General features: G+C 74.1%; 19 protein-coding genes. 9 read left to right on the top strand and 10 right to left on the bottom strand.

The window, feature by feature from the left end; translation table 11 throughout:
• Positions 1–43: 43 nt before the first annotated feature.
• The 4 genes from ACN267_RS18540 to ACN267_RS18525 form a co-directional block, all read right to left on the bottom strand.
• Positions 44–1270: an MFS transporter gene (locus tag ACN267_RS18540; RefSeq protein ID WP_204956639.1), complete on the bottom strand. Its 1227-nt coding sequence runs from the start codon at positions 1268–1270 to the stop codon at positions 44–46.
• 64 nt (positions 1271–1334) lie between these two features.
• Positions 1335–1916, bottom strand: coding sequence for an isochorismatase family protein (locus tag ACN267_RS18535; protein ID WP_421489227.1), 582 nt, complete (start codon positions 1914–1916; stop codon positions 1335–1337).
• A gap of 68 nt (positions 1917–1984) precedes the next feature.
• Entirely contained in the window at positions 1985–3271 is a 1287-nt protein-coding gene (locus ACN267_RS18530) for a nicotinate phosphoribosyltransferase (RefSeq protein ID WP_204956641.1), read from the bottom strand.
• A gap of 16 nt (positions 3272–3287) precedes the next feature.
• The gene (locus ACN267_RS18525; RefSeq protein WP_421489226.1) at positions 3288–5966 is read right to left on the bottom strand and encodes a LuxR C-terminal-related transcriptional regulator; all 2679 of its coding nucleotides are present in this window, start codon (positions 5964–5966) and stop codon (positions 3288–3290) included.
• 197 nt (positions 5967–6163) lie between these two features.
• On the opposite strand from ACN267_RS18525, the gene ACN267_RS18520 reads away from it, so the two are divergent.
• The 9 genes from ACN267_RS18520 to rdgB all read left to right on the top strand — a co-directional run bounded on the left by ACN267_RS18520 (position 6164) and on the right by rdgB (position 13045).
• A complete protein-coding gene (locus ACN267_RS18520; protein ID WP_204956643.1) occupies positions 6164–7729 on the top strand; it encodes a hypothetical protein in 1566 nt (521 codons plus the stop codon).
• Between the two features lie 130 nt (positions 7730–7859).
• Positions 7860–8150, top strand: coding sequence for an ATP-dependent Clp protease adapter ClpS (clpS, locus tag ACN267_RS18515; RefSeq protein ID WP_088641781.1), 291 nt, complete (start codon positions 7860–7862; stop codon positions 8148–8150).
• A gap of 118 nt (positions 8151–8268) precedes the next feature.
• Entirely contained in the window at positions 8269–8763 is a 495-nt protein-coding gene (locus ACN267_RS18510) for a DUF2017 domain-containing protein (RefSeq protein WP_204927332.1), read from the top strand.
• A gap of 55 nt (positions 8764–8818) precedes the next feature.
• Entirely contained in the window at positions 8819–9307 is a 489-nt protein-coding gene (locus ACN267_RS18505; protein ID WP_204927214.1) for a Mov34/MPN/PAD-1 family protein, read from the top strand.
• A gap of 62 nt (positions 9308–9369) precedes the next feature.
• The gene (locus ACN267_RS18500) at positions 9370–9735 is read left to right on the top strand and encodes a MoaD/ThiS family protein (RefSeq protein WP_204956644.1); all 366 of its coding nucleotides are present in this window, start codon (positions 9370–9372) and stop codon (positions 9733–9735) included.
• A gap of 11 nt (positions 9736–9746) precedes the next feature.
• Positions 9747–10712 carry a PLP-dependent cysteine synthase family protein gene (locus tag ACN267_RS18495; RefSeq protein ID WP_204956645.1) on the top strand — a complete coding sequence of 322 codons (966 nt, stop codon included), beginning with the start codon at positions 9747–9749 and terminating at the stop codon, positions 10710–10712.
• A gap of 192 nt (positions 10713–10904) precedes the next feature.
• Entirely contained in the window at positions 10905–11651 is a 747-nt protein-coding gene (locus ACN267_RS18490) for an MBL fold metallo-hydrolase (protein WP_204956646.1), read from the top strand.
• 54 nt (positions 11652–11705) lie between these two features.
• Positions 11706–12434: a ribonuclease PH gene (gene rph, locus ACN267_RS18485; protein WP_204956647.1), complete on the top strand. Its 729-nt coding sequence runs from the start codon at positions 11706–11708 to the stop codon at positions 12432–12434.
• A complete protein-coding gene (rdgB, locus tag ACN267_RS18480) occupies positions 12431–13045 on the top strand; it encodes an RdgB/HAM1 family non-canonical purine NTP pyrophosphatase (protein ID WP_088641776.1) in 615 nt (204 codons plus the stop codon). Before rph ends, rdgB begins: the two co-directional genes overlap by 4 nt.
• Before the next feature lie 62 nt (positions 13046–13107).
• On the opposite strand, the gene hutH is transcribed toward rdgB, so the two are convergent.
• The 6 genes from hutH to ACN267_RS18450 all read right to left on the bottom strand — a co-directional run bounded on the left by hutH (position 13108) and on the right by ACN267_RS18450 (position 21076).
• On the bottom strand, positions 13108–14646 hold the full coding sequence (hutH, locus tag ACN267_RS18475; RefSeq protein ID WP_421489225.1) for a histidine ammonia-lyase: 1539 nt from the start codon (positions 14644–14646) through the stop codon (positions 13108–13110).
• Complete coding sequence (hutI, locus tag ACN267_RS18470; RefSeq protein WP_281900157.1) at positions 14634–15824, bottom strand: imidazolonepropionase; 1191 nt, start codon at positions 15822–15824, stop codon at positions 14634–14636. Before hutI ends, hutH begins: the two co-directional genes overlap by 13 nt.
• Before the next feature lie 54 nt (positions 15825–15878).
• Positions 15879–17234, bottom strand: a complete 1356-nt coding sequence (locus ACN267_RS18465) for a formimidoylglutamate deiminase (protein ID WP_421490443.1) — start codon at positions 17232–17234, stop codon at positions 15879–15881.
• Positions 17231–18445, bottom strand: coding sequence for an allantoate amidohydrolase (locus tag ACN267_RS18460; protein ID WP_421489224.1), 1215 nt, complete (start codon positions 18443–18445; stop codon positions 17231–17233). Before ACN267_RS18460 ends, ACN267_RS18465 begins: the two co-directional genes overlap by 4 nt.
• A 114-nt stretch (positions 18446–18559) precedes the next feature.
• Positions 18560–20215 carry a urocanate hydratase gene (gene hutU / locus ACN267_RS18455; RefSeq protein WP_421489223.1) on the bottom strand — a complete coding sequence of 552 codons (1656 nt, stop codon included), beginning with the start codon at positions 20213–20215 and terminating at the stop codon, positions 18560–18562.
• A gap of 12 nt (positions 20216–20227) precedes the next feature.
• On the bottom strand, positions 20228–21076 hold the full coding sequence (locus ACN267_RS18450; protein WP_281900152.1) for a MurR/RpiR family transcriptional regulator: 849 nt from the start codon (positions 21074–21076) through the stop codon (positions 20228–20230).
• Positions 21077–21104 lie beyond the last annotated feature (28 nt).

Genomic DNA, 21104 nt, shown 5'->3' with positions numbered 1-21104 from the left:
TGCCGGCCGTGACGCGGCTACGGGCGGGTCGGCGGGCGGTGGCTCAGGCCGCCGGTGCCGGTTCTGGTGCCGGCGTGGACAGGGTGGATGCCGGGGCGGCGGGTGGGCGGCGGCGGGAAAGCACCACGGGTAGCACCGCCAGGGTCACCAGCAGCCCCACCGCCCCGGTGACCACGAAACCCCAGAGCGGTGCCGAGGCGTCGATCACCGCGCCGGCCAGCGGCGCGCCGAGCGCGATACCGACGGTGGTGGCGGAGCCGTGCAGGCCCATCGCCTCACCGCGTACCCCGGCCGGGGCGAGCCGGCTGACCGCGTCGGCGGTGGCGGCGATGGTGGGGGCGCAGAGCGCGCCGGCCGGCAGCAGGGTCAGACAGAGCAGCCACCAGTGGCCGCCACCCAACCCGACCGGGATGGTGCAGAGGCTGAGCAGGGCGGCCAGCGCCAGCGGGGAGAAGGAGCGGCGGACGGCTCCGTAGGCGAAGCCGCCGACCAGCGAGGCGATCGCCCAGGCGGTGAGCACCGCGCCGGTCCAGCCGACCTCACCGCCGGCCCGCAGCACCGCCACCACCGCCACGTCGGTGCCGCCGAGCACCAGGGTCGCAGCGGCGCTCACCGCGAACACCGCGAGCAGCCGGCTGGTCAGCCACTGCCGCCGGGGCACCCGGGGCTGCGGGCCGACCGGTTCGTCGGCGCCGCGCGTCGGCGGGTCGAGTAGCCAGAGTGCGATGCCCGCGCCGACGATGCCCGCGCCGACCGCCCAGAGCGTGACCCGGGGCGACACGGCGGTGGCCAGCGCCACGGCCAGCGCCGGCCCGATCATGAAGGACAGCTCCATCGACATCGAGTCCAGCGCGTACGCGGGACGGCGGCGCTGCGCCGGCACCAGCGCGGCGATCGACTGCCTGACCACCGAGAAGACCGGCAGCGCGAACAGGCCGGCCACGAACGCGGCGGGCAGCAGCAGCGGCAGGCTCAGCGTCGGGGCGCTCACCCAGAACGCCGCCTCGACGACGGTGGTCACCGCGACCACCGGGCGCAGGCCACGCCTGTCGACCAGCCGGCCGAGCAGGGGCGAGCCGATGGCCGCACCGGCGACCGAGGCGGCACCGACCAGGCCGGCGGCACCGTAACCCCGGCCCAGCTCCAGCACCACGTAGAAGGTGAGCGTCACCCCCGTCGCCGTGAGCGGGATGCGGGCCAGCACCGCCACCAGCAGCAGGGCCCGCAGACCGGGCTGGGCCAGGGCCTGCCGGTAAGGCGTCAACGTCATGATGCTCCGTACCTCCGGCGGTCATCCTCGACCGGGGGTACGACATCGGCAAGCGATTACCTGCTCATGCGGCGCTGATCACCGGCTCCCCGCGCAGGGTCACCCCGGCCCCGTCCATCGCCCGCAGCGCCACGTCCAGCGTCGCCGGCGCGACCGCCGCCGTCAGGTCGAGCAGCACGGTGGTGGCGAAGCCCTCCCGGGCGGCGTCCAGGGCGGTGGCCCGGACGCAGTGGTCGGTGGCGATGCCGACCACGTCGACCCGGTCCACGTCGTGCCGGCGCAGCCAGTCGGCCAGGCACTCGCCGTCGACGGCGTGCCCCTCGAACCCGGAGTACGCGGCGGCGTGCTCACCCTTGTGGAAGACCGCCTCGACCCGGTCGGTCACCAGGTCGGGGTGGAACTCGCTGCCCGGGGTGCCGACCACGCAGTGCCGGGGCCACGACTCGACGTAGTCCGGCGGATCGCCGAAGTGCGCCCCCGGGTCGACGTGGTAGTCCTTGGTGGCGACCACGTGGTCCCACCGCTGCGGCTCCCCGGCCAGCAGACCCGAGATGCCGGCGGCGACACCCGCGCCCCCGGCGACGGCGAGGGAACCGCCCTCACAGAAGTCGTTCTGCACGTCCACGATGATCAGCGCGTTGGCCATCGGTGCCCTTTCTCTCTGCTCACCGCCGGTGACCCCACCTGCGGCACGACCCAGTCTGCCCCGGCGGCTCAACCAGCCGGCACGACCGTGACCGGGATCGCCGGATCACCGGCGGAGAGCTTCAACCCCTCCCACGGGATCGAGATCAGGCACTGGCGCAGGTGCTCGCGGGACTGCTCGATGCCCGGCAGGTCGACCGGTTCGCCGTCGACCACGTACGAGTGCTGGAGCAACCGGTCGTTGGCCTGCCGGTCCGGTACCCCCTGCGAGACCACGACCTCCTCGGTGGCGGTGCCGGTCGGCTTGTGCCGGCGTACCGCGACCTTCCGGCCCCCGATGGTGGCCTTGTTCTCGGAACGCTTGACCACCGGCCGCCCGTCCACCTCGACCAGCTTGTAGACGAGGCTGGCGGTGGGCGCGCCGGAGCCGGTGACCACGGCGGTGCCCGCGCCGTACATGTCGACAGGTTCGGCGGCGAGCGCGGCGATGGCGTACTCGTCGAGATCCCCCGAAACGATGATCTTCGTCTCGGTGGCGCCGAGCGAGTCGAGCAGTTCCCGGGACTGGTGGGCGATGACCGCCAGGTCCCCGGAGTCGATCCGGACCGCCCGCAGCTGCGGCCCGGCCACCTCGATGGCGTTGCGGATGCCCTGCCTGATGTCGTACGTGTCAACCAGCAGCGTGGTGTCCCGACCCAGCGTGGCGACCTGCGAGGCGAACGCCGTCCGCTCGTCGTCGTGCAGCAGGGTGAACGCGTGCGCGGCGGTCCCGGCGGTGGGGATGCCGTAACGCTGGCCGGCGGCCAGGTTGGAGGTGAACCGGAACCCGGCCAGGTACGCCGCCCTCGCCGCGGCCACCGCCGCCTCCTCGTGGGCCCGTCGGGAACCCATCTCGATCAACGCCCGACCGCGCGCCGCGGTGACCATCCGGGCGGCTGCCGCGGCCACCGCGCAGTCGTGGTTGAGCACCGACAGCACCAGCGTCTCCAGCACCACACACTCGGCGAAGCCGCCGGAGATGGTGAGGATCGGGGAACCGGGGAAGAACAGCTCGCCCTCGGCGTACCCGTCGATGTCGCCGGTGAACCGGTAGTCGGCCAGCCACCTGGCGGCCGGCTCGTCCACCACCCCGGTACGCAGCAGGAACTCGACCTCCTCCGGGGCGAACCGGAACTCCCTGACCATGTCGATCAGGCGGCCGGTCCCCGCGACCACCCCGTACCGGCGTCCGGCGGGCAGTCGCCGGCTGAACACCTCGAAGGTGCACCGGCGGTCGGCGGTGCCGTCGCGCAGGGCGGCACTGACCATGGTCAGCTCGTAGTGGTCGGTCAGCAGCGCGGGGCGTAGGTGGCTCACCAGCCCAGCCTAGAGTTCAGCTGGTCGGTCCGTCGCCGTGGCCCGGGATCGCCCGCAGCGCCGCCCCCAACCCGGCCCGGCCGGTGATGCCGAGCTTGCTGTAGACCCGCTGGAGATGGTTCTCCACCGTCCGGGGCGACAGGAACAGCCGGCCCGCGATGGCCCGGCTGGTGACCCCGGCGGCGGCGAGCAGGGCGACCTCCAGTTCCCGGCCGCTGAGCGTGGGCCGCAACGCGTCAAGCGCCGGGGTGCGGATCTCGTCGCAGCGGGTGAGCAGGGCGGCGAGCCGTTCGTGCGCGGCGGCGGCCGACGTCGAGCGGTCCCGTCGCCACCCGTGCAGCGCCGTCGCCGTGGCGTCGACCGCCCAGACCGTCAGGTCGAGTTTCGCGAGGCTGTCCGCCACCTCCAGCAGGGCCTCCCCGTCGCGTGCGGCGGCGGCCCGCGCGTGCCGGGCGAGCAGCGGGGTCAGCGCCCCGTCGACGGTCTCGGAGAGTTCGGTCAGCCGCTGCGCCACCGTACGTCGGCTGCCGTCGGTGCAGGTCGGCCCCACCGGGGCGGTGGCCCGGCCGAGCCGGACCAGGTCGTGCAGCACCAGCACCTCGTGGCCGGCGAACCCGTCGGCGCGCAACCGGTCGACCAGCACACCGAGGTGCCGCGCCGCCCCGGCCTGGTCACCCCCGGCGGCCAGCACGGCGGCCCGGGCCTGTTCCAGCCACGGCTGGAGCACCGCCATGCCGGGGGCCTGGGTCCGGTCGGCCTCGGCCATCGCCTCCACGGCGGTCGCCGGGTCGCCCCGCAACACCGCCGCCTGGGCCCGTTCGGCGTGCGCCAGTCCGGCGAAGACCCGGCTGGTGGCGAGCACCGCGCACGCGCCGAGGCTGGCCTTGAGCGCGTCGTCGCCCCGACCGCGCAGCCGCGCCGCGTACGCCTGGAGGATGGACAGGTAGCCGGTGCCGAGCCGGAAATCCCCGGCGTCGGCCTGGTCGGCGAACTCGTCGGCCACGATGGCGTCGATCCCGGGCAGGTCCCCGGAGAGCGCCAGCCGGGTGCCCCGGGCCAGTTCCATGGCCAGTTGCAGGTACGGCATGTCGGCCCGCCAGTTCGCCGCCTCCGCCTGCACCCGGTCGATCGCCGTGGCGCTGGCCCGGAACCGGCCGTGCACCGCGTCGGCGTGGGCGATGGTGCACCGGGCCAGCTCCCGGGCGGCGACGCTGGCGGCCGGCCGGTCCAGCACCGACCGGCCAAGCCGCAGCGCAGTGTCGACCTCCAGGCCGTGCAGCCGCATGATCGCCTCGAAGGCGCGGACCCGGGCCTGGTGTCCGGGGTCGGTCAGGGCCCGCCCGGCCGCCGCGACGGTGTCCACCGTGGATCGTTCGCTGAGCCCCCAGTAGCTGACCATCCCGCGCACGGTGAGCCAGCGGCTGTGGCGCTCCTCGCAGGCGATGTCGTCGGCCACCGCGTCGAGCACGCTGATCGCCTCGGCCGGTCGGTCGCCGAACATCAGGATGGTGGCGAGCAGTTCGGCGGCGTCGTAGCCACCGTCGGCGTCGAGCGCGGCCCGGGCCAGCCGGGTGGCCAGCGGCACGTCGTACCTGGTGAACGCCTGGACGGCGGCGTGCAGCAGCAGGGCCGGGTCCTGGACGCTGCCGGAATCGAGCCGCCACACCGCCACCCGGAGCAGATCGCCCCGGCGGCGGCCGCCGGCCGCCTCCACCTCGTCGGCGAGCTGGGCCTTCAGGCGGCGGGTCCGGCTGACCGGGCAGCGACGGCGGATCACCTCGCCGTACAGCGGGTGGGCGAGCCGGACGTCCATCCGCCGGTCGTCGGGCACGACGGCGATCAGCCCGCGTTCCTCGGCGACCTCCACGGCGGCCGGGTCGGCGGCCCGGTCGAGCAGGCGCAGGCCGAGCGGCTCACCGAAGGCGACCAGCTCCACCACCGCCCGGACCACGGGGTCCAACTGGCCGATCCGGGTGTCGATCAGGTCGGTGAGGCTGGGGGCCAGCTCCAGCCGGCCGGTCCACCGCCAGACCCCGTAGGTGCGGACCAGTTCGCCTCCGGTGGTGGCGGCCAGCACCAGCTCCCGCAGCAGCAGCGGGTTGCCGGCGGAGAGGCGGAACAGCCGCTCGGCGGAGCCGGCGTCGACCGGCCCGTCCAGCAGGGCGGCGAGCAGGTCGGTGATCTCACCCGGGCCGAGCGGGGCCAGCTCGGCGTGCCCGACCAGGTCGTCGGTCCACAGTGCCCGGATCGGCAGCGGGATCTGCTCGCCGCTGCGCAGGGTGCCCAGCACGGTGGTGTTCTCGGCGCGGGCGAGCAGGTGGACCAGCGCCGACGAGGGCGGGTCGAGCAGGTGGGCGTCGTCGATGGCGAGCACGATGCGCCGCCCGGCCGCCTGCTCCTGGAGCACGTCGACGCCCCAGCGCAGCACCCCGGCGGGGGAGAGCCCGGGTGGCTGCTCGGCCGGCAGCACCGGGGCGAGCCCGCCGAACGGCAGCGCCGTGGTGGCCGTGCTCGCCGCGACGAACGACAGCGCGTACCGCTCGGGAGACAGTGCCGCCACCGCCTCGCGGAGCAGCCGGCTCTTGCCGACCCCGGCGCTGCCGCTGAAGAAGAGCCCCTGCCCCCGACTCTCGTGCACCGCTGCCAACAGACGGTTGAGTTCATCCGTTCGGCCGACGAAACTCCACCGACTCATCCGAGCAGCATATCGATGTAAATCGGTCCGGAGATACCCGATCACGCTGTGAAGTTGAGTAATGTCGCAGTTACTGCTGAGTACCCGAGATGTTCCGGTGAAACCGGCTGCGGCCCGTAACCTTCCCGCAGCCCATCGTCACTGATCGGACGTCCTACCGCGGGTGCAGCCAGAGGCCCGCGTCGAGCGGAGGCCGAATGAAGCCCGGTCCACTCTCCGAGGTCGACATGACCGACGACCCGTCCGACCATCCCGACGCCGCGGGGCTGCCGTCCCACGGCCCGCTCCCGGCGCACCCGTGGGCCGTCGAGGTCGACCCCGACGAGCCGCTGGCCGTGGTGGCCGCCGGCCCGGCCGGGGCGGCCCGCCGCGAGGTGCTCGCCGCGCTGCTCGGGGTCCCCTCCGGAATGCTGGCCACCCCGGCGGGCAGCTGCCTACTGGTCCGGCACGCCCGGGTGGCGACCCGGGCGGCGTACGTGCCCGGCTACCGGCAGCCGCACTCCTACGGCGCCGACCAGGCCGCCGCCGGCCCGGCGCTGGCCCGCGCGCCCCGCCGGGTCGAGCTGAGCCTGCCGGAACCGCTGCTGCGGCACTTCGCGGTACTCGACACACCGGACACCGACACCCTCGGCGTCGCCGGTGGCCGGATCCTGCTCGACGCGGTTGTCCGGGCCGGCGCGCTGCTGTTCGTGATCGGCGCCGACCAGACCTTCACCGCCGCCGAACTGCACCTGATCGCCGAGGTGGCGCGGAGTCGGGTACGGGTCTTCTTCGTGGTGACCCCCGGCGCGGGCGGCTGGGCGGCGACGGAGCCGGCCGCGACCGACGACACCGGAGTGGCGCTCGCGTCGCCGCCCGACGCGCCTCCGGCCGGCGGCCCGGTCGACCCGGTGGCGGTGACCGTCGCGGCCCACCGGGCCACGCTGCTGTCGGCGGTGCCGGAGCTGGCCGAGGCCGACTGGTACCCGGTGCACCGGGCCGAGCATCCGGCCCTGCGCCGGGCGCTGGTCGGCTGGTCGGCCATCGAGGGACTGCGTCGGGCGAGCTCCCGGCCGCCCGTGCCGCCCGGCGCGCACGGGCGGGTGCCGGTGGCCCCCGAACCACCAGGTGACGACTGGGCCGACGGGTTGGCGCGGCAGAGCCGGCTGCGTGCCCGCGGCATCCGTCAGCAGCTCGCGCTCGAACTGGCCAACATCCACCTGCGGGCCGTCCAGGAGATCGTTTTCGGGGTGGGCTGCGCGGGCCTGCCGCAACTGCTCGACCGGGAGCTGGAGGCGCTCTCCCTGCTCGCGACCCAACAGCAGGACCGGGTCGTCCGGGAGATCCTCGACGGCGCCACCGCCCGGATCTTCGGCGGACCGGTCGCCGAGGGGGTACGCCAGCGCATCGGCGCGGCCGTCCGGTGGGGGTTGGCCGACCATCCGTCCGGTCAGGAACTGGACCGGGTGCTCCTGGTCACCGGCACCGCCGGGGTGGCGGTGCTGCCCGGGGCCGGCGCGCTGGACGCCCTGCTCGGTCATCCCGGGGCGCCCCGGACCGAGGTGCTGCCCCGGATCGGGGTCGCCCTGTCCGGCGGGTGCTGGCAGCACTGGCGCAGCCCCGGCAACGACGATCCGAACGCCGCCCGCTCCTGGGTGCAACGGGCGCTGCGCGAGGTCGAGCTGGAGTTGTCCCGCGAGGTGTCGCGGCGGTTCGAGGCGTTCCGGCTGGCGCTCGACGCGGTCCTGACCGACGCTCTCGACCACGGCATCCTGCTCGCCTGAGCCGGGTGTCCCGGTGCGTATCCCCGCCGTGTCGGCACCCCGCCCGGTTTCCGCAGCTCGGGAGGGTGATCCGGGCCGCCCCGGCGTTCCGGTTCATCGGATCGCCGCTTCCGGTGGCACGATGGGGGACATGGCCGCTCCACAGGTTGCCCCGGTCGAGACGCCGGACACCGACGAGGTGCCGGTCGAGGACCGGCAGTGGGTGACGATCGTCTGGGACGACCCGGTCAACCTCATGACGTACGTGACCTGGGTCTTCCAGAAGTTGTTCGGGTACAGCCGGGAGAAGGCCGAGAAGCTGATGCTGGACGTGCACCACAAGGGTCGGGCGGTGGTCTCCAGCGGCGCCCGGGAGCGGATGGAGCACGACGCGTCGCAGTTGCACGCCTACGGCCTCTGGGCGACGGTGGACCGTTCGTGAGCGCGAGGAGTGAGCCGGGTTTGCGAGCCCCGCAGTCGCGGGCCAGGGTGGTCATGAGTGTGCGGAGTGAGCCGGGTCCGCGGGTCCGGCGGTGGCGATGGGGGTTGACGCGGTGAGCATGTTCCGCCGCCAGGGCGGCTGTTACGTGGCGACCTTCGCCGTCGACGAGGTCCGGGTGTTGCGTAAGGTCGCGACCGAGGTGGTCGGCCTGCTCACCGACGGTTTCGACCACACCGACCCGGTCGTCGGGCGGCTCTTCCCCGACGCCTACCCGGACGATCCGGCCGGCACGGCGGAGTTCCGCCGGTACACCGAGGGTGACCTGAAGACCGCCAAGATCGACCAGGCGGGCGCGGTGCTCGCCGCGCTGCCCGAGTCGGCCGGTGGCGAGGTGCGGCTGGACGCCGAGGCGGCCGAGGCGTGGCTGCGGGCGCTCAACGACGCCCGGCTGGCAATGGGCGTCCGGCTGGAGATCAAGGACGGCACCGACCTGGGCGAGGAACTCGACGACGCGGTCGCCGACGACCCCACCTCGTCAAGGGTGTTCCAACTGTCGGTCTACGCCTATCTGGGTTATCTCCAGGAATCCCTGCTCAACGCCATGATCGACTGAACTGTGACGGTCACCGCCTCGCCGGGCCCGGCGGGTGGGCGCTAGGCTGGGCCACGTGCTGAGCATCGACCGGTCGATCGTCGACGCGATCGTCGCCCACGCGCGCCGGGACCACCCGGACGAGGCGTGTGGGGTGGTCGCCGGACCCGTGGGCGGCGACACCCCGACCCGGCACATCCCGATGGACAACGCGGCCCGCTCGATGACCTTCTACGAGTTCGACTCGATGGAGCACCTGCGGGTGTGGCGGGAGATGGACGACCGCGACGAGGAACCGGTCGTCATCTACCACTCGCACACCGCCACCGAGGCGTACCCGTCCCGCACGGACGTCGCCTTCGCCGGTGAGCCGGGCGCGCACTATCTGCTGGTCTCCACCCGCGAACCGGACACCGAGGAGATCCGCTCCTTCCGGATCGTCGACGGCGTGGTGACCGAGGAGCCGGTACGGATCGTGGACGCCGGGGTGGACCCGCACGCGGTCCAGTCCTACATGTTCGGGCAGAGCCCGGCGACGGTCGACTACGAGTGTTCCGGCAGCTGACCCCCAGCTCCGCACACCCTGTTCCGTCCGGCACCGAGGCACACCCGACCAAGGAGTACGTCATGGCCATCGAGGTTCGCATCCCCACCATCCTGCGCAGCTACACCGGCGGCGCGAAGGTCGTCGAGGGCACCGGGGACACCCTGGGCGACCTGCTCACCGACCTGGACACCCGGCACGCCGGCCTGAAGGCCCGGCTGGTCACCGACGCCGGGGCGCTGCACCGCTTCGTCAACGTCTACGTCAACGACGAGGACGTCCGTTTCCTGGGCGCGCTGGACGCCAAGCTCAACGACGGCGACAGCGTCACCGTCCTGCCGGCCGTCGCCGGTGGGGCGTTCGGCTTCGCCGCCGCGGCGGCGATCAGCCAGCACCGTGCGGCCACCGCGGCGGTGGCGGCACGGCGCGCGGCCGTCGCCCCCCGCTGAGGGCGGGCGTCATGGCGCGGTACGACAGCCTGCTCGACGCCTGCGGCGGCACCCCCCTGGTGGGGTTGCCCCGGCTCTCGCCGACGGTGCCCGACGGGGCGCCGCCGGTGCGGCTGTGGGCCAAGCTGGAGGACCGGAACCCGACAGGCAGCATCAAGGACCGCGCGGCCCTGTTCATGGTCCGCGCGGCCGAGCAGGCCGGCCGGCTCCGCCCCGGCGACACCATCCTGGAGCCGACCAGCGGCAACACCGGTATCTCACTGGCCATGGTGGCCAAGTTGCGCGGCTACCGGCTGGTCTGTGTGATGCCGGAGAACGTTTCCACCGAGCGGGTCCAGCTGCTCCGGATGTACGGCGCCGAGATCATCTTCTCGCCGGCGGCGGGCGGCTCGAACCAGGCGGTCGCCACGGCGAAGCAGATCGCGCTCGACCACCCGGACTGGGTGATGCTCTACCAGTACGGCAACGAGGCCAACGCCCGCGCCCACTACGAGACCACCGGCCCGGAACTGCTGCACGACCTGCCCACCATCACGCACTTCGTGGCGGGCCTGGGCACCACCGGCACCCTGATGGGCACCGGGCGGTTCCTGCGGGAGAAGGTCGAGGGTATCCAGGTGGTGGCCGCCGAGCCGCGCTACGGCGAACTCGTCTACGGCCTGCGCAACATCGACGAGGGTTACGTCCCCGAGTTGTACGACGCGTCGGTTCTCACCAGGCGCTTCTCCGTCGGCACCCGGGACGCGGTGCTGCGTACCCGGCAGTTGGTGGAGGTGGAGGGGATCTTCGCCGGTTTCTCCACCGGGGCGATCCTGCACGCCGCCCTGTCGGTGGCGCACGAGGCGGTGCGGGACGGCCGACGGGCCGACGTCGCCTTCGTGGTCTGTGATGGTGGCTGGAAGTACCTCTCCACCGGGGCGTACGGCGGCACCCTCGCCGACGCCGAGAACGCCCTGGAGGGGCAGCTCTGGGCATGACCCGTGTGGGGCCGGTCGGCGGAGGCGTCGGTCGGCCCTCCGGGTGTCACGTTGATGACAACTTCCAGAAGATGATTCTTGCCCTGCCGTCGCTGCGCGTAGGCTGCGCACCGTGGCGTACGCGTCGGTAGAGATCATAATCGGTGCTGACTCCGGCGTGTCGACTACATACCGTAATTGTGGGGCGACCGGATGCGGCTGACCGTCCTGGGCTGTGCGGGAAGCTTCCCCGGCCCCGAATCCCCCTGCTCCGCCTACCTCATCGAGGCGCAGGGTTTCCGGCTGCTCGTCGACTTCGGGCCGGGCTCACTGTCCACCCTCCAGCGGTACGCCGGCCTGCACGCCCCGGACGCCATCCTCCTCACCCACCTGCACTGCGACCACATCCTCGACGCCGCCTCGTACGTGGTGGTCAGGCGGTACGCCCCCGACGGGCCCTACCCGCCGCTGCCGGTCTACGCCCCGTCGGGCGCCCCGGACCGGCTCGCCACCGCCTACGGCCAGGACGACAGCAACGTGGAGGACGTCTACCAGTTCTACGGCCTCCAGCCGGGCACCTTCCCGATCGGCCCGTTCACCGTCACCGTCGACCGGGTCAACCATCCGATCGAGACGTACGGGGTGCGGCTGGAGCACGAGGGCCGGGTGCTCTGCTACTCCTCGGACACCGCACCCTGTGACGCCCTGCTGCGGCTCGCCCAGGACGCCGACGTCTTCCTCTGCGAGGCCAGCTACCTCGACGGGGTGGACAACCCGCCGGATCTGCACCTGACCGGCCGGGAGGCGGGCGAGACGGCCACCAAGGCGGGAGTAGGCCGGCTGCTGTTGACCCACCTGGTGGCGGCCTGGGGCAGCGAGTCGCACACCGTCGCCTCGGCGGCCGGGTCGTTCACCGGGCCGCTGGAAGTGGTGCGGGCCGGCGCCAGCTACGACATCTGAGCGCACCCGGACACCCGGGCAAGCGCCGATCATGCGACCGCATAGGGTGCAGGGATGGCGCGACCTGACGGGCGGCGGCCCGACCAACTCCGACCTGTGACGTTGACCCGGGGCTGGAGCACCCACCCGGAGGGCTCGGTGCTCGTCGAGTTCGGCGGCACCCGGGTGCTCTGCACGGCGAGCGTCACCGAGGGCGTGCCCCGCTGGCGCAAGGGCTCCGGGCTCGGTTGGGTGACCGCCGAGTACGCGATGCTGCCCCGGGCCACCAACACCCGCTCCGACCGGGAGAGCGTCCGCGGCAAGATCGGTGGGCGGACCCACGAGATCTCCCGGCTGATCGGCCGCAGCCTGCGCGCCTGCGTCGACCTCAAGGCGCTCGGCGAGAACTCGATCGTGCTCGACTGCGACGTGCTCCAGGCCGACGGCGGCACCCGTACCGCCTCCATCACCGGCGCGTACGTGGCCCTGTACGACGCGGTGAGCTGGCTGGCCGGCCGCAAGTCGTTGGCCGGCAGGCCGGAGAAGGTGATGCACCGGTCGGTGGCCGCGGTCAGCGTCGGGATCGTCGCCGGGGAACCCCTGCTCGACCTCTGCTACGTCGAGGACGTCGCCGCCGAGGTGGACATGAACGTCGTCTGCACCGGCGACGGCGATTTCGTCGAGGTGCAGGGCACGGGCGAGGACGGTGTCTTCTCCCGGGCGCAGCTCGATGCGTTGTTGGACGTCGCGTCGTTGGGTTGTCTGGAACTGGCCGAGGCGCAGCGGAAGGCTCTCGCATCATGAACAAGGTCCTGCTCGCCACCCGCAACCGTAAGAAGCTGGTGGAGTTGCAGCGCATCCTGGACGGCGCGCTCGGCGCGCACCGGATCGCCCTGCTCGGCCTCGACGACGTCGAGGAGTACCCGGAGCTGCCCGAGACCGGCCTCACCTTCGGCGAGAACGCCCTGATCAAAGCCCGGGAGGGCTGCCGGCGCACCGGCCTGCCCACCATCGCCGACGACTCGGGCATCGCGGTCGACGCGCTCAACGGCATGCCCGGGGTGTTCAGCGCCCGGTGGGCCGGCCGGCACGGCGACGACCGGGCCAACCTCCAGCTGGTGCTGGACCAGATCGCCGACCTGCCCGACGAGCACCGGGGGGCGTCGTTCGTCTGCACCGTGGCGCTGGTGCTGCCCGGCGGCAAGGAGCACCTGGTCGACGGTCGCCAGCCCGGCCGGCTGCTGCGCGCCCCGCGCGGCGAGGGCGGCTTCGGGTACGACCCGATTTTCGTGGGCGACGGCCAGGAGCGGACCAACGCGGAGCTGACCCCGCAGGAGAAGGACGCGATCAGCCACCGGGGCAAGGCGTTGCGCGAGTTGGCGAAGCTCGCCGCCAAGGTGCTTCCCGCCACCTGACCGGCCCGGCCGCCCGTACCCGCCGGGTACGGGCGGCGACGTCCGGTGTGGACGGCGGACGGTCAGCGCAGCGGGCCGACCGCGCGTTCGATGGCCGCCCGCAGGTCCGGGCCGGCGAGCACCGACCGGGCCGACTCCAGCACCGGGGCGAGGAAGACGTCCGGCCCGGGCGCTCCGGCCGCCGGGCCGAGCGCGTCCAGCGCGGCGCGCCCGGCCGGTGACGGCGTCAGCGGCGCGCGCAGCTGGAGTCCCCGGACGGCCGCCAGCAGCTCGACGGCGAGCAGGCTGGTGAGGTTGTCCAGCACGGTACGCAGCTTCTTGGCCCCTGCCCAGCCCATCGAGACGTGGTCCTCCTGCATGCCGCTGGTGGGCAGCGAGTCGACCGAGGCGGGCGCGGCCAGCCGGCGGTTCTCCGCGACGATCCCGGCGGCCGTGTACTGGGCGATCATCAGCCCGGAGTTCACCCCGGCGTCGGGGGACAGGAACGCCGGCAGGTCCCGGTTGCGGGTCACGTCGAGCAGCCGGTCGACCCGGCGTTCGGCGATCGCCCCCACCTCGGCGGCGGCGATGGCCAGGTAGTCGGCGGCGAAGCCGAGCGGGGCGCCGTGGAAGTTGCCTGTCGACTCGACCCGGCCGTCCGGCAGCACCACCGGGTTGTCCACCACCGAGACCAGCTCCCGGTCGGCCACCGTCGCGACGAAGTCGAGGGTGTCGCGGGCCGCGCCGGCCACCTGCGGGGCGCACCGCATCGAGTACGCGTCCTGCACGGCGTGCGCCAGGTCGTCGCGGTGCGAGTCCATCACCCGGGAGTCCTGCAGCAGCCGGTGGATGTTCGCCGCCGACGCGGCCTGCCCGGGGTGCGGCCGGATCGTGTGCAGCTCGGGCAGGAACGGCCGTTCCGAACCGAGCATCGCCTCGATGGCCAGCGCGGCGGTCACGTCGGCCATGGCGAACAGGTGCCGGGCGTCCGCGATGGCCAGCAGCAGCATGCCGAGCATGCCGTCGGTGCCGTTGATGAGCGCCAGCCCCTCCTTGGCGGCCAACGCGACAGGGGTCAGCCCCGCATCGCGCATCGCGTCGGCGGCGTCGACCCGCTCGCCGCCCGGGCCGAGCACCCATCCCTCGCCGAGCAGCGCCAGCGCGCAGTGCGCCAGCGGGGCCAGGTCACCTGACGCGCCGAGCGACCCGTGCTCCGGCACCCACGGGGTGACGTCGGCGTTGAGCAGGTCGACCAGCGCCTGCGCGACCAGCGGCCGGACCCCGGAGCGGCCCAACGCCAGCGAACGGACCCGCAGCAGCATCATCGCCCGGACCACCTCGCGGGGCATCGGCGCGCCGATCCCGGCGGCGTGCGAGCGGATCAGCGCGTGCTGCAACTCGGCCCGGCGCTGCGGGGTGACGAACGTGTTCGCCAACGCCCCGAATCCGGTGGAGACGCCGTACACCGGGCGGCCGGCGGCCTCGATGCCGTCCACGATGTGTCGGCTGGCGGCCATCGCGTCGACGGCGGCCGGGGCGAGGACGACCCGGGCGTCACCCCGTGCCACGGCGAGCACGTCGGCGGGGGTGATCCCGGTGGGCTGGACGGTCACAGTCGACATTGCGGCACTCCGTTGTGCAGAACCTGGCGGATCAGGGGAACACCGGGCCGGTAGGCCAGGTGCAGGTGGGACGGGGCGTCGAGGATCATCAGGTCGGCCCGCGCCCCGGGGCGCAGCACCCCGACGTCGGTGCGGCGCAACGCCCGCGCGCCGCCCGCCGTCGCGGCCCAGACCGCCTCCGCCGGGGTCATCCGCATCTCGCGGACGGCCAGCGCGACGCAGAACGGCATCGACGAGGTGTACGACGACCCGGGGTTGCAGTCGGTGGCCAGCGCCACGGTCACCCCCGCGTCGAGCAGCCGCCGGGCGTCCGGGTACGGCGACCGGGTGGAGAACTCCGCCCCCGGCAGCAGGGTCGCCACGGTGGGCTCGTCGGCGCCGGCCGAACCGGCCAGCGCGTCGACGTCGGCGTCGGACAGGTGGGTGCAGTGGTCGACGCTGGCCGCGCCCAACTCGACCCCGAGCCGCACCCCCGGCCCCGGGCCGAGCTGGTTGGCGTGCAACCGCAACCCCAACCCGGCGGCCTGCCCGACGGTGAGGATGGCCCGCGCGTGGTCGGCGTCGAACGCGCCCCGCTCGCAGAACACGTCCACCCAGCGGGCGTACGGCGTGGCGGCGGTGAGCATCGGCCCGCAGACCAGCCCCACGTAGTCGTCGGGGCGGCCCGCGTACTCGGCGGGGACGACGTGCGCGCCGAGGAAGGTGGTCTCGGCGGTCACCTCGGCGGCGATCCGCAGCGAGCGGGCCTCGTCGGCGACGGTCAGGCCGTACCCGCTCTTGATCTCCATGGTGGTGGTGCCCTGCCGCATCGCCTCGTCGCGCAGCCGGCGTACGGTGTCCCGCAGGTCGTCGTCGGAGGCCGCGCGGGTCGCGCCGACAGTGGTCCGGATGCCGCCCCCGGTGTACGGCTCACCGGCCATCCGGGCCGCGAACTCGGCCGCCCGGTCCCCGGCGAACACCAGGTGGGCGTGGCTGTCCACGAACCCGGGCAGCACCGCACCGCCCTCGGCGTCGATCCGCCGGTCGGCGGCCGGGGCGTAGCGCGCCGGCCCGATCCAGACGACCCGACCCGCCTCCACCAGCAGGGCCACGTCGCGCCGCAGGCCCAGCGGCCCGCCGCCGGGGGTCGGCACGTTGGTGACCAGCTCGCCGATGTCGTCGACCAGCAGACTGCTCACCACACACCTCCCGCCGCCGACCGCCGCGTGGCGACCGCCGCCGGCCCGGTACGGCTAGTCACCGGTCACCGCCGCGACCGCCGCGCGCAGCTCCGCCGGCACGTCCACGGTCAGGTGCCGGCCGTCGCGCACCACCTGCCGCCCGTCCACCACCACCTGGTCGACGTCGGCGGCGGTGGCCGCGAAGAACACCCCCACCGGCGGCACCCCGGCGGTACGCGGGCTGTCCAGCCGTACGGTCACCAGGTCGGCGCGTTCCCCGACGGCGATCCGGCCGGCGTCGGCCCAGCCCAGCGCGGCGTGCCCGGAGACGGTGGCGGCGTCGCGCAGCGCGGCGGCGGTGAAGTGCCCACGTCGCCGGGTACGCAGCCGCTCGTCCAGCTCCACCGCGCGGGCCTCCTCGAACAGGTCGACCACGGCGTGACTGTCGCTGCCCAGGCTCAGCGGGATGCCGGCGTCGGCCATCAGCCGGGCCGGCCCGATCCCGTCGGCCAGATCCCGTTCGGTGGTGGGACACAGGCACACCCCGGTCCGGTGTTCGGCCAGCAGGGCCAGGTCGGCGCTGGTGGGATGGGTGGCGTGCACGGCGGTGACGTCCGGGCCGAGCACGCCACGGTCGGCGAGCAGCCCGGTCGGGGTACGCCCGTGCGCCGCCCGGCAGGCGTCGTTCTCGGCGGGCTGCTCCGACAGGTGCACGTGCAGCGGGGCACCCTGCCGGTACGCCCACCCGGCGACGGTGGCGAGCTGTTCGGCCGGCACCGCGCGTACCGAGTGGATCGCCGCCCCGCGCAGGGCGTGCGCCCCGGCCGGGCGGAACCCGTCGACCCGGTCCGCCCAGCGGCGCGCGTCCCCGTCGCCGAAGCGCCGCTGCACCCCGGCCAGCGGCTCCCCGGCCACCGAGGCGGTCAGGTAGCAGGCGTCCAGCAGGGTGATCCGGATGCCGGCCTGGGCCGCCGCCTCGACCAGCGCTGCGCCCATCGCGTTCGGGTCGTCGTACGGCCGGCCGTCGGGGCCGTGGTGCAGGTAGTGGAACTCGCCGACGCAGGTCACCCCGGCCAGCGCCATCTCGGCGTACGCGGCCCGGGCCAGCGCCAGGTACGCGTCGGGGTCGAGCCGGCCGGCGACGGCGTACATCTCCTCCCGCCAGCTCCAGAAGTCACCCCGCCCGCCGTGGGTACGCCCGCGCAGCGCCCGGTGGAAGGCGTGTGAGTGGGCGTTGGCCAGGCCGGGCAGGGTGAGGCCGGGTAGCCGTACCGCCTCGGCCAGCACCTCCACCCCGGTGAGCGGCGACGTGCCCCGGGCCAGCGGGGTGACGGCGGTGAACCGGCCGTCCTCGGCCTCGATCAGCACGTCCGGGGTCGGCGCGGCACGGTCGGGCAGCCACGCCTGCTCGGCCAGCCAACGGGTCAGTGGCATGCCAGCTCCTCCAGCACCCGGGCCAGCGCGACCACCCCGGCCGCGCAGTCGTCGTCGGTGGCCGACTCGGCGGGGGAGTGCGACACCCCGGTCGGGTTGCGGACGAACAGCATCGCGGTGGGCAGGTGCGCGGCGAGCACCCCGGCGTCGTGGCCGGCCCCGGTGGGCAGCACCGGCGCGGCCAGCAGCTCCGTCAGCCGGTCGGCCAGCCCGCCGTCGAAGGTGACCAGGGGCGTGGCCGACTCCCGGGTGACGGTCAGCTCGGTGCCGTCGCGGCGGGCCCGTTCGGCGGCCTTGGCCCGGACCGCCTCGACCAGGCCGTCCAGGGTCTCCGGCGCGGCGGCGCGGGCATCCAGCCAGCCGGTCACCGTCGACGGGACCGCGTTGGTGGCGTTGGGTTCCACCGACACCCGGCCGACGGTGGCGTGCGCGTCACGTAGCCGGGCCTCCTTGTTCGCGGCGAGCACGGTGAACGCGAAGGTGAGCATCGGGTCGCGGCGGTCGCCCATCCGGGTCGTACCGGCGTGGTTGCCCTCGCCGCGCAGCTCGAAGCGCCACCGGCCGTGCGGCCAGATGGCGCTGCCCACCGCGACCGGCGCGTCGGCGTCGACCAGCGCCCGCCCCTGCTCGACGTGCAGCTCCACGAAGGCGGCGAACCGGCCGAGCAGCGCCGGGTCGGCACCCGCCGGCCGGTGGCCCAGCGCCTCGGCGAAGCTCACCCCGGCCGCGTCGCGCAGCCCGGCCGCGCGGTCGGCGTCGATCTCGCCGGTGAGCAGCCTCGACCCCAGACACGGTACGCCGAACCGCGCCCCCTCCTCCTCGACGAACGCGGCCACCACCACCGGCCGGACCGGGGTGACGCCGGCGGCCCGCAACTCGTCCACGGCGAGCAACGCGCTGACGATGCCGAGCGGCCCGTCGTACGCCCCGCCGTGCGGCACCGAGTCGAAGTGGCTGCCGGTGAGCACCGCCCCGCTGCCGGCCCGCCCGTCGGTGTCCGGGTCGCCCCACCAGGCGAACAGGTTGCCGTTGCCGTCCTCGCTGACCGGCATCCCCCGCAGGTCGGCCTGCGCCCGGAACCACTCCCGCAGCCGCAGCTCCGGCGCGGTCAGCGCGTACCGCAGATAGCCGCCGCTGCCGACGTCCCGGCCGACCGGCGCGATCTCGTCCCACAACTCCCGGAACCTCACGGCAAGGCCGCTCACGGGGTTCCTCCGTTGTTCGTGACTGCGGTGCTCCGCTGCGCTGCGCTCCTCGCACTCACGGGGTTCCTCCGTTGTTCGTGACTGCGGTGCTCCGCTGCGCTGCGCTCCTCGCACTCACGCGGGCCCCTCCGCCATGGGGACGCGGACGTCGGTGCGGGTGGCGACGTCGCGGGCGGTGTCGTAGCCGGCGTCGACGTGCCGGATGACACCCATCGCCGGGTCGTTGGTGAGCACCCGTTCGATCTTCTGCCCGGCCAGCGCGGTGCCGTCGGCCACGCAGACCTGACCGGCGTGCAGCGACCGGCCGATGCCCACCCCGCCGCCGTGGTGGATCGACACCCAGGACGCGCCGCTGGCCGTGTTGACCAGCGCGTTGAGCAGCGGCCAGTCGGCGATCGCGTCGGACCCGTCGGCCATCGCCTCGGTCTCCCGGTACGGGCTGGCGACGCTGCCGCAGTCCAGGTGGTCCCGGCCGATCACGACCGGCGCGGACAGTTCCCCGGCGGCGACCATGTCGTTGAACCGCACCCCGGCGACGTCCCGCTCGCCGTAGCCCAGCCAGCAGATCCGGGCCGGCAGCCCCTGGAAGGCGACCCGTTCGCCGGCCAGCCGCATCCACCGCGCGAGGGACTCGTTCTCGGGGAACAGGTCGAGGATGGCCCGGTCGGTGGCGGCGATGTCGGCCGGGTCGCCGGAGAGCGCCGCCCAGCGGAACGGCCCCCTGCCCTCGCAGAACAACGGCCTGATGTACGCCGGCACGAAGCCGGGGAAGTCGAACGCCCGCGCGTACCCGCCGAGCTGCGCCTCGCCCCGGATCGAGTTGCCGTAGTCGAACACCTCCGCGCCCGCGTCGAGGAAGCCGACCATCGCCTCGACGTGCTTCGCCATCGACGCCCGCGCCCGGTCGGTGAACTCGGCCGGCTTGGCCGCCGCGTAGTCCCGGGCGTCGGCCAGTTCCACCCCCTCCGGCAGGTACGACAGCGGGTCGTGCGCGCTGGTCTGGTCGGTGACCACGTCGACGGCGACGCCCCGACGGAGCAGTTCGGGGAAGACGGTGGCGGCGTTGCCGACCACGCCGACGCTGAGCGCCCGCCGGTCCCGCTTCGCGGCCAGCACCCGGGCGACGGCGTCGTCGAGCGAGTCGGCCACCTCGTCGAGGTAGCGGTCGTGCACCCGCCGGTCGAGCCGGGTGCGGTCGACGTCCACGACCAGGCAGACGCCGTCGTTCATGGTGACCGCGAGGGGTTGCGCCCCGCCCATCCCGCCGCAGCCGGCGGTGAGGGTCAGCGTCCCGGCGAGGCTGCCGCCGAAACACTTCGCGGCGACGGCGGCGAACGTCTCGTAGGTGCCCTGGAGGATGCCCTGGGTGCCGATGTAGATCCACGAGCCGGCGGTCATCTGCCCGTACATGGTCAGGCCGAGGGATTCCAGGCGGCGGAACTCGGGCCAGGTGGCCCAGTCGCCGACCAGGTTGGAGTTGGCCAGCAGCACCCGGGGGGCCCACTCGTGGGTGCGCATGACCCCGACCGGGCGGCCCGACTGCACCAGCATCGTCTCGTCGTCGCGCAGCCCGGTGAGGGTGCGCACCAGCGCGTGGTACGACGGCCAGTCCCGGGCCGCCTTCCCGGTGCCGCCGTAGACCACCAGGTCGTCGGGGCGTTCGGCCACCTCCGGGTCGAGGTTGTTCATCAGCATCCGCAGGGCGGCCTCCTGCGGCCACCCCTGCGCGGTACGGGTGGTGCCACGGGCGGCACGGACGGGCTGGTGCATGGCGTACTCCTCTCAGCCGAGGAACAACTGACGGCGGGCGGCGGACGACTCGAACGCCTCCAGGCGGCGCTGGGTCTGGATCGGGGCGGCGTCGCAGATCGCCTGGAGCACCACCATCGCCAGGGTCATCGGGGCGGTGTGCAGGTCGAAGACGAGGTCGGTGCCGACGGCGGCGGGGAGCACCAGTTCGGCGTACTCGGTGGCGGGGCTGACCGGGGAGTCGGTGATCGCGACGACGGTGAGGCCGGCGTCGCGGGCGGCGCGCAGCGCGTCGAGGGTCTCCCGGGGGTAGCGGGGGAGCACGAAGGCGAGCAGCGCGTCCGCCCCCGCCGAGGCGGCCTGTTCGAGCCGGTCGGTGAGCAGGCTGCCGCCGTCGTCGAGGACCCGGACGTCGGGGAGCACCTTGGCGGCGAAGTAGGCGAAGTAGGCGGCCAGCGGCGCGGCGGCGCGCAGGCCGAGCACCGGCAGCGGCCGGCTCGTCGCGAGCAGCCGGCCGGCGGCGGCGATCCGGTCCCGGTCGGCCAGTTCGCCGGCCAGCCGGTCCAGGTTCGCCATCTCGGCGCGTACCGCGCGTTGCAGTTCGTTGCCGTCGTCGGCGCGGCCGTCGGGGCCGGCGGTCAGCTCGCGCAGCCGGCGGCGCAGCGCCGGGTAGCCGTCGTGGCCGAGCGCCACGGCGAACCGGGTCACCGACGGCTGGCTGACCCCGGCAAGCTCGGCCACCTCGGCGGCCGACAGGTAGGCCACGGTGGCGGCGTGCTGCACCAGGCAGTGTGCGATGCGCCGCTGGGTGGGGGTGAGCCGGACCCCGTGGAACAGGTCGAGCAGCCGGTCCGGTGGCGCGGCGACGGCTCCTTCATTCATGCCGCGACTCTATGCATGAAAAATTTCA

This window comes from Micromonospora sp. WMMD734, assembly GCF_049178975.1.
GTDB classification, from domain to species: domain Bacteria; phylum Actinomycetota; class Actinomycetes; order Mycobacteriales; family Micromonosporaceae; genus Micromonospora; species Micromonospora wenchangensis.
Note: the sequence above shows the minus strand (reverse complement) of the source record. Positions and strands in the feature narration are given on the sequence as shown.

Excerpts from the sequence above, each read along its gene's own strand:
- ACN267_RS18510 (WP_204927332.1), top strand. The coding sequence starts at position 8,269 with ATGTTCCGCCGCCAGGGCGGCTGTTACGTGGCGACCTTCGCCGTCGAC.
- rph (WP_204956647.1), top strand. The coding sequence starts at position 11,706 with ATGGCGCGACCTGACGGGCGGCGGCCCGACCAACTCCGACCTGTGACG.
- ACN267_RS18500 (WP_204956644.1), top strand. The coding sequence starts at position 9,370 with ATGGCCATCGAGGTTCGCATCCCCACCATCCTGCGCAGCTACACCGGC.
- clpS (WP_088641781.1), top strand. The coding sequence starts at position 7,860 with ATGGCCGCTCCACAGGTTGCCCCGGTCGAGACGCCGGACACCGACGAG.
- ACN267_RS18490 (WP_204956646.1), top strand. The coding sequence starts at position 10,905 with ATGCGGCTGACCGTCCTGGGCTGTGCGGGAAGCTTCCCCGGCCCCGAA.
- ACN267_RS18450 (WP_281900152.1), bottom strand. The coding sequence starts at position 21,076 with ATGAATGAAGGAGCCGTCGCCGCGCCACCGGACCGGCTGCTCGACCTG.
- ACN267_RS18495 (WP_204956645.1), top strand. The coding sequence starts at position 9,747 with ATGGCGCGGTACGACAGCCTGCTCGACGCCTGCGGCGGCACCCCCCTG.
- ACN267_RS18540 (WP_204956639.1), bottom strand. The coding sequence starts at position 1,270 with ATGACGTTGACGCCTTACCGGCAGGCCCTGGCCCAGCCCGGTCTGCGG.
- ACN267_RS18525 (WP_421489226.1), bottom strand. The coding sequence starts at position 5,966 with ATGAGTCGGTGGAGTTTCGTCGGCCGAACGGATGAACTCAACCGTCTG.
- ACN267_RS18520 (WP_204956643.1), top strand. The coding sequence starts at position 6,164 with ATGAAGCCCGGTCCACTCTCCGAGGTCGACATGACCGACGACCCGTCC.
- rdgB (WP_088641776.1), top strand. The coding sequence starts at position 12,431 with ATGAACAAGGTCCTGCTCGCCACCCGCAACCGTAAGAAGCTGGTGGAG.
- ACN267_RS18535 (WP_421489227.1), bottom strand. The coding sequence starts at position 1,916 with ATGGCCAACGCGCTGATCATCGTGGACGTGCAGAACGACTTCTGTGAG.
- hutU (WP_421489223.1), bottom strand. The coding sequence starts at position 20,215 with ATGCACCAGCCCGTCCGTGCCGCCCGTGGCACCACCCGTACCGCGCAG.
- hutH (WP_421489225.1), bottom strand. The coding sequence starts at position 14,646 with ATGTCGACTGTGACCGTCCAGCCCACCGGGATCACCCCCGCCGACGTG.